Below are 11,811 nucleotides of genomic sequence, written 5' to 3' on the forward strand. Positions count from 1 at the left end.
ACTTATGTCCCCTTGTTGTACTTTTTTCAAAGATAAGAATTTATATGTTTCACGCGATATATTATCCTTATATTTCTCGCATAAACGTTTGCCGTCCTTGAAAGGACGCCGAAGGCGTTTATGCTTGTCTACATCTGTATCGTAATCTTGGCGGTGGGTACAACCTCACCATTTAGGATTGGAAGGAGTGATTTGAATGTATCAAGTGTATACTCAAATGCCGCAATTCCGCAGAACTCGCCTTCGATTAACGGTAAATCATACGGGCGACCTAATGTAATGGCCGTTACTTTGCAGCCTGCCGCCAGCAGCTTCTGAACAAGCGCAAGCTGACCTTTGTTTTCACGCGCATTGAACAAGCCGATAACAATATGCTTGTAGCCTTGTACCTTTGGCAGCGCAGCGTTGATTTGCTCCTCGCTCGGGTCAATGTCGATAATCTCATAAGCTGTATTAAAATGCTCCCCCATATATTGCGGAAAGCTAAGAGCTTGATTCAAGCTGCTGGACGCAAGATCGGTGCGGTATGAATAGGAACCCATAAATAACACTTGCTCGTCACCGGTATGAATGGGCTGGAGCTCACCTTTAATGAGGCAGATCGTTTCCGTACGCATTAGCTCATTTGCTCGGCGATGTACATCGCAGCCAACTAGTTCATAATCTAGCTCCTCAATCGTCGCATATTGTGCTTTATAAGCTAAAATTTTTGTAACAGCTGCATCAATTAGCGCTTCATCCAAATCACCGGTGGCTACAGCTTCTTCGATCAAATGAATCGCTTCCTTCACTGTCTCAGGAGTATGACTAATGAATACCAAATCAATACCTGCTTTAACAGCTCCTAACGCTCCTTTTGCCGTACCATAGTATCGTTTGATCGCGTCCATTTCTAAACAATCCGATACAACTAACCCTTTATATCCTAATTTTCCTTTTAATATCTCTGTAATAATGGTATGAGACATAGTTCCGGGCACACCGGATTTTTCAATTTTTGGAAATAAAATATGTGCACTCATAATCGCTTGAGCGCCTTGCTCAATTGCGGCCTTAAACGGCAGCAGCTCAAGCTGCTCTAATTCCTCAAGTGTTTTTTCAATGGTAGGCAAGCCAATATGTGAATCGACATTTGTATCACCATGACCTGGAAAATGCTTAAGTGAGGACATGACGCCTCCATCGAGCAATCCCTTCATCATTTGAATTCCATACTGGGATACTGTTGCAACAGAATCACCATATGAACGAACATTTATGACTGGATTCAATGCATTATTGTTAACGTCCATAACTGGAGCTAGATTAAAATTAATACCTAATGCTTTCAATTCTCTGGCAGTCATTCTGCCTGCTGCATACGCATTTTCAGGTCGTCCTGAAGAAGCAATTGCCATGGCTCCAGCAACATTGGTCGCGTCTTTAGGCATACGAGTGACTCGACCGCCTTCTTGGTCGATCGTAATAAAACCCGGGATACCAGTATGTGTCGTGTACCATTGCTGCAGCTCAGTAACAAGCTCGCCTAATTGATATTTATTGTCGATATTATGTGAGAATAAAATAATATTGCCGACTTTATAATGCTCAATAACTTCCTTCAGCTCAGGAGTGATCTCGTTTGAAGGGAAGCCTGTTACGAACATTTGTCCAATCTTTTCGCGCAAGCTCATATGTTCTATTGTTCTCATCAATTATTCACCTTCCTCTAGCGATATAAATGATACTGCTGTGTTATTTCTGCAAATTGCTTGCTTTCCGCTGCAAACTGTTCAAGCAGCTGCTTGGCTTGCATATTTTCCGTACGATACATGTTGTCTCCCCCCAGCAAATCGATAAATGGACGAGAGCCCTCCTTCACAGGAGGCAGGAATGAAAATTGCTCGTACAAATCTCTTATCGTAAATAATAAGGTCACCCCAACTTCTAAAGGCCTCAGCACTTGGAGATCTGTAATGTAAATTTGTACCCCGCCGCATAGCTCGCCACAATGTTTAGATGACGTTGGCTTGAAATGAACTGGACGAAAAAGCACACCCGGGATACCTTTTGCATTCATCTCATCTGCCAATTGCTGCGCTTGAATGAACGGAGCACCAATCATTTCAAACGGGAACGTTGTGCCTCGTCCTTCCGAGCAGTTCGTGCCTTCAAATAAACATGTTCCTGTATATAATAAAGCTGTTTCATATCGTGGCATTCCAAGTGAAGGATGAACCCAAGTTAATCCTGTATCCGGGAAGGACATGCTCCGTTCCCAGCCTTCCAAACGAACGACATGCAGCGATGCATTCCAATTCATTTGATCATTTGCCATCGTTGCTACCTCACCTGCTGTTAAGCCGTATCGCACGGCTAGCTCGTAATTTCCAACAAATGATTTGAAGCCGGGCTTCAAGACATTCCCTTCTACCGTTACCCCGTTAAGCGGATTAACACGATCAAGAACAACAAATTCTACACCTGCATTTGCACAATCTTCAAGTGCATACAGCATCGTATAAATATATGTGTAATAGCGTACACCAACATCTTGAATATCGTATACAATGATGTCTACTTCATTCAGCATTTCTTTTGTTAAACGCTTGGAGTCTTTACGGTACAAGCTATAGACTGGAACATTCGTAAAAGGATCCATGTAAGTGTCTACTACTGCTCCTGCATCCAAATCTCCGCGAACGCCATGCTCAGGTGAAAACATCGCAGCAAGATTAAAATTTTCATGTAATATAGTAATCGTTGATGCAAAATCCTTCGTAAGACCTGTCGGCGCTGTAATCAATCCTACGCGCTTACCTTCGAACAAATAACGATAATTCGTTATAGAATCAATCCCATTTAACACCATATGAAGCTGCCTCCTAGCTGCTTTTTCGCATAAATGGATAGAACAAGGGAATGTTTCCTGCTATACATAGAAACACTCCCTCTTAGCTAGTTGAATAGTTACCAAAGACTAGACTGCCTAACCTTCACCGTTTCAGCAGGCACCATAAATGCTTCTGCATATGTCTTTCTTGCTTCACAGCCGCGAACAACTGCTAGTGCTTTATAGTAATCCATGTATTTGAAAGATTTGCTATTCGTCACAAACCAATGCTTGCTTAAAGCATCTATCCATAGATCAAATGCCGCTTGATCGAAATCCACATATATGTAAGGGACATAATCAACCGCATCCTCCCAGTTTTCGGAGTAATATAATCTTGCTGCAAAGTGCGCGGGGAGCGCTCGTTCAAAGGATGATAGACTTGCGAAGAAACGGGCATCATTTACGATATGATGCGTTAGCGCATGGTCCTTATGCATACTGTTTTTCCAGTGTGTAATAATAATGTTAGGCTTCACGCGACGAATTACATCACAAACCTCCATACGAATTTCCTGATTGTCAGGCAACTCTCCGTCACAATAATCATCGAATACAATGGCTTCACCGCCTAGCATATCCGCAAAAACCTGTGCCTCTTTCACTTTTTGCTGACGATATTCCTTTATATCCTGTCCTGCCGGGACCCCTCGTTCACCCGCAGTTAACGCTAGTGTCACAATGCGATCTCCCTTTAAACTATGACTAGCGAGTACACCACCAGAAGCTAGCTCCACATCACCAACATGTGCTCCAATTGCTAATACTGTGAATTTTTCGCTCATCTTTAAAGTTCCCTCCGCAATATAGAAAATTGTTTTTCAATAGTAAAGCCCGCTTTTTGATAGATTCGAAGAGCCGGATTATTATTTCCAGTGAATAGAGAGATATATTGACAGCCCACATTTTGAAAAGCTTCAACCATTCTGAAAAATAATACACTGCCAAGGCCATGACCCTCATGCTCTGGGTGCACTCCGATACCGCAAAAAAATGCTCTTCCATCAGGCTGCGAAATAATTGGACCTGCAAAGCCCACAACCTCGTTGCCGTACACAGCTACTACAAGTGGTGCGCCAACCTTCACATAAGTAACAATATCGTTCTTCCACTGCGGATTTTGCAGGGCAGCAAGCGTTGCTTCAAGCCCTGTATGTAAATCAGGGACATAGGACGTAATGTAATAGTCCTTGCTATTTGCATTGGTTTCCTTATCTAAAATATCTTCGGGAACTATAAAGCTTCCGAGTTTTAAATACATGCCGCATTGCGTCGCTCGATCTTCGTAGCCTCTAGCCATTAAAGCTTCATATAATGGCTGATCCTTACTGATGCCCGGGGCATTATTATGCTCATGCTGAGGTGCACTTGGTATAATCCACTTCAGCTTAACAGGGTTGAAAAACAATACATCCGCTTGTCTTTTCCCAAGTTCTTGGAATCTTTTTTCTAAACGCAATAGAAAAGCATCGTAAAGCTCCAGAGAAGCCACATGGGTATCTATAATAACACTCGTAATATAACCGGCCACATCTCCAAGAGGGAGATCGTCACCGCAGCAGCCAGCTGCAAAACCAACAATCCCTTTTTCGTCACAGCCTACCCATATACAGTCAGCGTCAAAATAAGGATGGTCGATGAATGTATCTTGAAACTCTCGCTCTGTAAATGGCTTATAATCATATTTTGTAGCCTCACGATTCCAAAGCTCTACAACTGCAGAGTGATCTTCAATTGAAAAGGGTCTGATTTGCAACATTTAAGCCTCCTGTGAACGTCCAATATAGGGCCAGGAAATTTTGCCCATTACTACTGGCTGTGAAGCTCCAGTTACTAGCGGGATATTGTTTGGTAAGCGCTCCATCGTGTAATACGCTAGCAGAGCAAAAGCAATTGCTTCCTTAGCATCACTATTACCACCGATATCCTCCTGCGTCAGCACCTGCACGTTATGCGGTACAAATAAGTGCTGTAAATCACGCAAAAGCGTCTTGTTATAGCTTCCACCGCCGCCAATTAACAATTGCTCAGCCTGGTGCTGCGGTGCAATATACCGTTCATAGCTATCGACGATGCTCCAGGCAGTTAAGTACGTAGCTGTTGCAACAACATCTTCTGCTTTCCAGTTATTAACCTTCATCATTTCAATAATTTGTGCCACGTATTGTTGGCCAAACCGTTCTCTGCCTGTCGATTTTGGTAACGGCATCGTATAATATTTATCCTGCTGCATCCATTTCAATAGCTCATCAATCACTTGACCGCCCTCACCAATTTCGCCATTAACATCCATTGTCATTGGTGCAAATAATTGCGATACAAGGCCATCGATAATCATATTTCCAGGACCCGTATCAAAAGCAAATACCTCATCCGGTGAGGCATTTACAGGCAAAACAGTCACATTGCCTATTCCGCCAATATTTTGCATCAGAAGTGTTTTCTTTGGATTGTTAAACAATAAGTATTCGGTAAATGGTACTAACGGAGCTCCTTGTCCACCCATTGCCATGTCAGCAACTCGAAAGTCTGATACGCAAGGAATTCCTGTGCGATTGGCGATAACTGCACCATCCCCAATCTGAACGGTACAATGCAGATTATAACCGCCCATAACATTCTCATCCGGAGCATGATAGATTGTTTGACCATGCGATCCTACTGCGAATATTTGCGAAGGCGAAAGGCCGCATTTCCCTATAACGGATAATGTGGCTTGGGCGTATAATTCGCCAAGCCACATATTCATTGCGCCAACCTTATCAATCGTAGCGCTAGCGGGATCAAAAAGCTCAAATATGGAGTTTCTAACTTGCATCTCAAAAGGTGTGTTTTCAAAAGCCAGTAATTCAATCTCTACTCCATGCTCTATTTCGGCTGATGGGAAAAGCTTAACTACTGCTGCATCAATACCATCTACTGATGTACCGGACATCAAGCCAACTAAGTATGTTGCATCAACTTTTGATTGTTTGTCCATTAACCTTTCACCGCTCCAACTGTTACCCCTTCAAGGAAGTATTTTTGTAAACTGAAGAACAAAATAAACATTGGAACTGCTGAAATGGTTGCCCCCGCCATCATCGGTGCAAAGTAAGTTGTATTCGCAAAGCGAAAGTTTTTCAAGCCGACCTGAATGGTTTGCATATCCATCGTATTCGTTACTAGGAACGGCCAGAAAAAGTCATTCCATGCCGCCATGAACGTTAGGATTGCTAGTACTGCCATAATTGTTTTAGATAGAGGCATAATGATATACCAGAAGATTTTAGGCTGGGAACAACCTTCGATTTTAGCAGATTCAATAATTTCACCTGGAATGGAGGACATGAACTGCTTAACCAAGAAGATATTGTATACCGTTACTATGCTCGGCATAATCAACGCTGTGTACGTATTTTGTAATTCAAAAATGTTTACGATCAAAATATATAGTGGAACCTGAGTGACTTGAACAGGAATCATCATGGATCCCAGCAAAATAGCGAACAAAATGTTTTTCCCTTTAAATTTCATTTTTGCAAAAGCATATCCAGCAAGTGTAGCAAAAAATACGTTAGATACCGTGATACACGCTGCCACTATAAAGGAGTTCAATAACCAGTCCCATGTATGTGGGCTGAAGTTAAAGAAGAATTTATAAGATTCAAATGAAATCTTCGATGGTAGGATAGAATAGCTCATTGCACCAGCTTCTACCGGATCACCGAACGAGGAGATGACCATAAAGTATATCGGGAATATGGTAGCTGCGGCAAATAGGATAAGGAACGTAATGTTTGCACCATTACGTATAAACAGATACCCTTTGCTTCTTAAGCTATTGTTGTACAAACCCATAGTATTCTGCTCCTTTTCCTAGTATTCTACATCTTTACCTATAAACTTGAATTGAAGGAAAGATATAAATCCGATAATCGCTGCTAGAACTAATGATTGTGCCGCTGCCTCACCAAACTCAAAATATGTGAACGCATTGTTAAAGATTAACAAACCTACCATTGTTGTTGCATGGTCTGGTCCACCGCCTGTCATAAGATAAGCGTTTTGGAATACTTGGAAGGAACCGATAACACCAGTAACAAGTAGGAATAGCGTTGTTGGCTTAAGGAAAGGGACAACGATAAACCAAAGCTTTTGCAGGAAAGACGCGCCGTCAATTTCAGCTGCTTCATAATAGCTGTTATCAATAGCGAGTAATGCGGCTATATAAATAATAATTGCTGTACCATGACTTGATAACCATGACATTAACACAAGTGAGAACATTGCAGTGGCACTGGAACCAAGCCAGTTTTGATTTTCAATACCTAAAAAACTCACGAGCTTATTGGCAATACCTGATTTTAACGGATCGAAGATCCACAGCCACACAACAGAAAGCGCTACACCAGATGCTACGGCTGGCAAGTAATATAGTGCTTTAAAGATCGTTTGTGTTTTTTTCTTGAAAGGAATAATCAAAATTGAAATTAAAAATGATAGAAGAATATTAAACGGAACAGTTAATAGCGTATATACTAACGTGTTTTTCAGTGCTTTCCAGAAAAGTTCATCTGAAAACGAGTTAACGAAGTTATCCATGCCGACAAAAGTGGATCCTAATGGACCATATTTTTGTAAGCTGATAATAAAAGCATTGATGACTGGATATGCGGTAAATAAAGAAAACGCAATAAGTGCTACTGCGATAAACGCGTATCCCCAACCTGAGTCACTTTCGAGTTTCAATTTTTTTCTTTTAGTCAACGTTTGATTCATTGGGTCGCACCTCTCTTCTAAAAACAGTACAAGCTCTAGCTAATTTAGAAGGAAAGCTGTACGTTCTAGCTACGCACAGCTTTCACATGTCAGCCTACGACAGACTAGTCAACTACAATACCATCTTTACCGAAAGATTTAATTGCAGCTGCTTTAACTGCATCATACATTTCTTGTGGAGCAATCTCATTTGCAAGTAAGGCTTGTAGTTTAGGAATAATAACTTCTGTTTCAATTTTTAATGCTTCAGCAGCCAGATCAGTAGGAATATCTGTACGAGCCGGAAGCGCTTTTGCCATCATAGCTTTACCTGCAGCAACGTTATCTTCGTTACGAGGGAATTTTTCAAGTACTTCTGCATTACGTGCAGATTCAGTAATTGGTGATAAGAACAGCTCATTACTGTAGTTAGCAGCAATTGAACCAGAAGACAAGAAATTCGTTGCTAGGGCAATATTTTTGATGTGCTCTTCAGATGGAGCTTTTTTACCACGAAGTGCGATATAACCATCAACGATTGAAGTAGGGACATAATCGGCACCGTTGAATGTTGGGACTGGAAGTGAAATATAATCAACTTCAATAGAATCTGCAACAGCTGAACCATCGTTCGCTTTAATCTTCTCATTGTTTAGACGAGCAGAGTTTTCAAATGCAGATAAACCTTTACCTGTGATCATCGTTTGACCCGTTAGGAACATGTTCCACCGTTTACCAGCATCGATAGAGCTTAGCTCTTTAGGCATAGAACCATCGTTGATCATTTCGCGAATAGATGTAAGTAGACCCAAGAAGTTTTTGCTTGTATACGTATATTTAAGATCTTTATCGAAGTAATCTGGTAAACCTGCAGTTTTAGCAAGAATAGCTAGATAGTCTTTAGATGCTACACCAGATGTTGCGAACACGAAACCATAACGAGTAGTTTCACCTTTATCATTTTTCACTACGCCTTTAGAAATTGCATTACGGAACTCTTCATAAGTCCAACCGTTTTGTTGAATGCTTTTCCAATCAATTCCGGCTTCTTCAAGGAATTGTTTGTTACCACCGATAGTGTGGATTTCCATATACGCTGGTAGGCCGTATTGAGCGTCACCTAGTTGGAAATATTTCAATGGAACTTCGTCATAATCTGCCTTGGCTTCATCAGAAAGGGCACCGTTAAGGTCGATTAGTACATTAAGTGCTGCATATTTCGAAATTCCTGAAGCACCGATAAAAGCAATATCTGGAGGAGAACCTGCATTTACTTGAGTATCAAGTTTTTGCGTCATATCTTCCCAGCTCGCTGGCTCGATTTTCAAAGTCAAGTTAGGATGTAGTGTATTAAATTCTTTTTCCATATCAGCAAAACGTGTTTGATAGTTCGCTGATATCGGAGGTAAAAGTGCTGTAATCGTATCCTTTTTAGGCTCAGAACCACCGTTACTAGTTCCTGTGTTACCGGAATCTGTAGAAGCTGGAGCGTTATTTCCGTTTCCTCCGCAAGCCGATAATAGTGATACCATCATGATTCCTGACAAAAACAGAGTTAATCCACGTGATCTTTTTTTCATCGAAAACAGCCTCCTCAATTATTAATAGCATCCATCCTGTTATTCCACTTTTCACACCTAAACCAATGATGCGATTGCCTGTTTCAAGCGTCCTCCGTTTGCGTTAAGTACTTGTTCTGCTTCTTTTGCATCTAACCCCGATTTAATCATCATAATTGCCAGCTTACAGTTCATAGATGCTTTTTCAAGTGTTTCTGCGGCGGTTGATGTATCTACACCAGTCGTGTTCATGATGATACGAATCGAGCGATCTACGAGCTTAAAATTACTAGCCTTCAGATCAACCATCAAGTTGTTGTACGTTTTTCCTAACTTGACCATTGTGCATGTTGTCAGCATATTAAGCACCAACTTCTGAGCAGTTCCTGCCTTTAATCGAGTCGAACCGCTAATGACCTCAGGTCCTACAACAGGTGTTATACAAACATCTACAATGGGTTCGAACTTTGAGCCTCTGTTGTTACAAACACCGATAGTGGCTGCTCCAAGTTCCTTTGCTTTCGCTAAAGCTGCAATAACGTAGTTTGCACTACCGCTTGCCGAAATCCCAATAAGTACATCTTTGTTTGTTACACCAATGCTTTCGATTAATGCGATCCCTTCATCCATATCGTCTTCACAGCCTTCAACCGCAGTACGCAAAGCAATATCACCACCAGCAATATAGCCCTGCACCAAGGAAGGATCTGTACCAAAGGTAGGAGGACATTCGGAAGCATCCAGAACACCTAATCTTCCTGATGAGCCAGCTCCTATGTAAAACATTCTTCCACCATTAGACAACCTATGATGTAGAATATCTACCGCCTTTGCAATCTGCGGAATCTCCTCAGCTATAGCTCTGGGGACCAGTGCATCTTGTTGATTCATTAACTGGATCATTTCTTCCGTAGTACATTCATCAATCATTAATGTGTCTGGATTCACAGCCTCTGTTGTCAATCCCGCAAGGTAGTCATTCATAGCCATCCTCCTTCTTCCCAGCCTTAATATGTCATGTAATTAACAAAACGCGTTAGATTAACTTACAATTATTATGTTCTTATACTAATACAACACCATCGCTTCGTCAATAGATTTTGAAATATAATTTCATAAAGAAAATAAATTCTGATGTTTTATTTCATTCCTTACATACTATGTTATACCACATTTATAAAGCGCTTACAAGATGCAATTTAAATTTTTACCAATTGCTTTGATCGCTATGGCTCTAAGGTTAAAGCGATTTAAAAAAATGTATTATTTGCTGATTATCGATCCAAACGAAACATAAAGTTACATCATCCGTGTTCAACCGAATGATGTTTCGTCTTCGATTCCATTCATTTTCTTCCTCATAATTGTGTGCCAAGCTATTAATTATTGAATTAAACTACTTATTATATTCATTAGATCAACGTATTCATCATGTAGATAATCTGACATGGATTGATAAATAGTTTATTTAAGTATACGAAGTGAATGAAATACAAAAAAAAAGAAAGCATTGATCCATGATCAATGCTTTCCTCCACATTCATTCTATCAGAACCTAATTTCTAAGTTTTTTCTTTAATATATTATGCGTTTTTGTTAAGTAGGTTTTTACTTCTTCATATTCTGCACTTGCGACACCAGCAAATAATATGTCGATGATCGTAAGCATCGCAATACGCGAGCCCATAGCCCCACTGCGGATTGTTATTTCAGGTGTGGATATGCTCAGTACAATATCCGCCCGCTCCGCAAGCTCACTTTTATTGTACTTCGTAATCGCAATACATTTCGCTCTATTCTTTTGGGCAATTTCCAGTGCATCAATAATATCACTAGTTGCTCCAGAGTTAGAAATGAAAATGGCAACATCATCTTTCTCAAGTAAAGTTGCTGCCGTGAGCTGACTATGACCATCTGTATAGGCATGACACATCTTATTAATTCGCGAGAACTTCTGTTCCCCGTCCATACAAACGAGTCCCGAAGCACCTATTCCAAAGAAAACAATTCGCTTACTATGACATAGTAATTCTACAGCTCTTGTAATTTCTTTTCGATCAATAACACTAAGCGTATCCTCAATGGACTTGCAATTATTCAATGAAATATTTGATATAATTGTCGAGAGATCATCACCTGGCTGAATATCTGTATATTGAGCCTTTGAATCCTCATCACGAGAACCCAAAGATGCCGATATACTCACAATAAAATTGCGGTATCCGCTGTAACCCATCGTCTTACAGAAACGAAGGACAGATGCATCGCTTGTCTTACTCGATTGAGCCAATTCCTTAATCGACAAATGAGGGATCTCTTCCGTATTTTCTAAAATGTAATCTCCGACCAATCGTTCAACTGGTGTAAAACTCTCTCGCATCTCACGAATTTTAATTAATACGTTGTCATTTAGACTCATAATCTACCTACTCTAGATTTAATTAACACCTTTAATAATATCATAAACAATATAAACAACCTATTTCAATAACAAAATACGTTTTGGCATATCAAAAGCTAATATTAATTAATCTATTAAAATCATCCTACTCTTAGATCATCTGGTGACTTTACGTTGATTATAGCGTAATAAAGTTGTAAGGTATAGTCGATAATTATATACTTTCTGATATGGTGAAA

10 protein-coding genes are annotated in these 11,811 nt (G+C 40.5%); all 10 read right to left on the reverse strand.

What is annotated here, in order from left to right:
- Positions 1-128: 128 nt before the first annotated feature.
- Positions 129-1,691, reverse strand: a complete 1,563-nt coding sequence (locus NST34_RS20670) for a glycoside hydrolase family 3 protein (protein WP_341128677.1) — start codon at positions 1,689-1,691, stop codon at positions 129-131.
- A 17-nt stretch (positions 1,692-1,708) separates the two neighbouring features.
- On the reverse strand, positions 1,709-2,851 hold the full coding sequence (locus NST34_RS20675) for an exo-beta-N-acetylmuramidase NamZ family protein (protein WP_341128678.1): 1,143 nt from the start codon (positions 2,849-2,851) through the stop codon (positions 1,709-1,711).
- Between the two features lie 98 nt (positions 2,852-2,949).
- Complete coding sequence (locus tag NST34_RS20680; RefSeq protein WP_341128679.1) at positions 2,950-3,657, reverse strand: PIG-L deacetylase family protein; 708 nt, start codon at positions 3,655-3,657, stop codon at positions 2,950-2,952.
- Positions 3,658-3,659: 2 nt separating this feature from the next.
- On the reverse strand, positions 3,660-4,631 hold the full coding sequence (locus NST34_RS20685) for a GNAT family N-acetyltransferase (RefSeq protein ID WP_341128680.1): 972 nt from the start codon (positions 4,629-4,631) through the stop codon (positions 3,660-3,662).
- On the reverse strand, positions 4,632-5,852 hold the full coding sequence (locus tag NST34_RS20690; protein WP_341128681.1) for an anhydro-N-acetylmuramic acid kinase: 1,221 nt from the start codon (positions 5,850-5,852) through the stop codon (positions 4,632-4,634). It lies immediately after the preceding gene.
- A complete protein-coding gene (locus tag NST34_RS20695) occupies positions 5,852-6,712 on the reverse strand; it encodes a carbohydrate ABC transporter permease (RefSeq protein ID WP_036688719.1) in 861 nt (286 codons plus the stop codon). The genes NST34_RS20690 and NST34_RS20695 overlap by 1 nt, the downstream gene beginning before the upstream one ends.
- A gap of 18 nt (positions 6,713-6,730) precedes the next feature.
- The gene (locus NST34_RS20700) at positions 6,731-7,633 is read right to left on the reverse strand and encodes a carbohydrate ABC transporter permease (protein WP_060622964.1); all 903 of its coding nucleotides are present in this window, start codon (positions 7,631-7,633) and stop codon (positions 6,731-6,733) included.
- A gap of 104 nt (positions 7,634-7,737) precedes the next feature.
- Positions 7,738-9,192: an ABC transporter substrate-binding protein gene (locus NST34_RS20705; protein ID WP_036688723.1), complete on the reverse strand. Its 1,455-nt coding sequence runs from the start codon at positions 9,190-9,192 to the stop codon at positions 7,738-7,740.
- Between the two features lie 57 nt (positions 9,193-9,249).
- Entirely contained in the window at positions 9,250-10,155 is a 906-nt protein-coding gene (murQ, locus tag NST34_RS20710) for an N-acetylmuramic acid 6-phosphate etherase (protein WP_036688725.1), read from the reverse strand.
- A 571-nt stretch (positions 10,156-10,726) separates the two neighbouring features.
- Positions 10,727-11,590 (reverse strand): MurR/RpiR family transcriptional regulator, encoded by an 864-nt coding sequence (locus NST34_RS20715; protein WP_060622962.1) that lies wholly within the window; start codon positions 11,588-11,590, stop codon positions 10,727-10,729.
- Positions 11,591-11,811 lie beyond the last annotated feature (221 nt).

Source organism: Paenibacillus sp. FSL H7-0714 (assembly GCF_038003765.1).
GTDB lineage: Bacteria > Bacillota > Bacilli > Paenibacillales > Paenibacillaceae > Paenibacillus_AQ.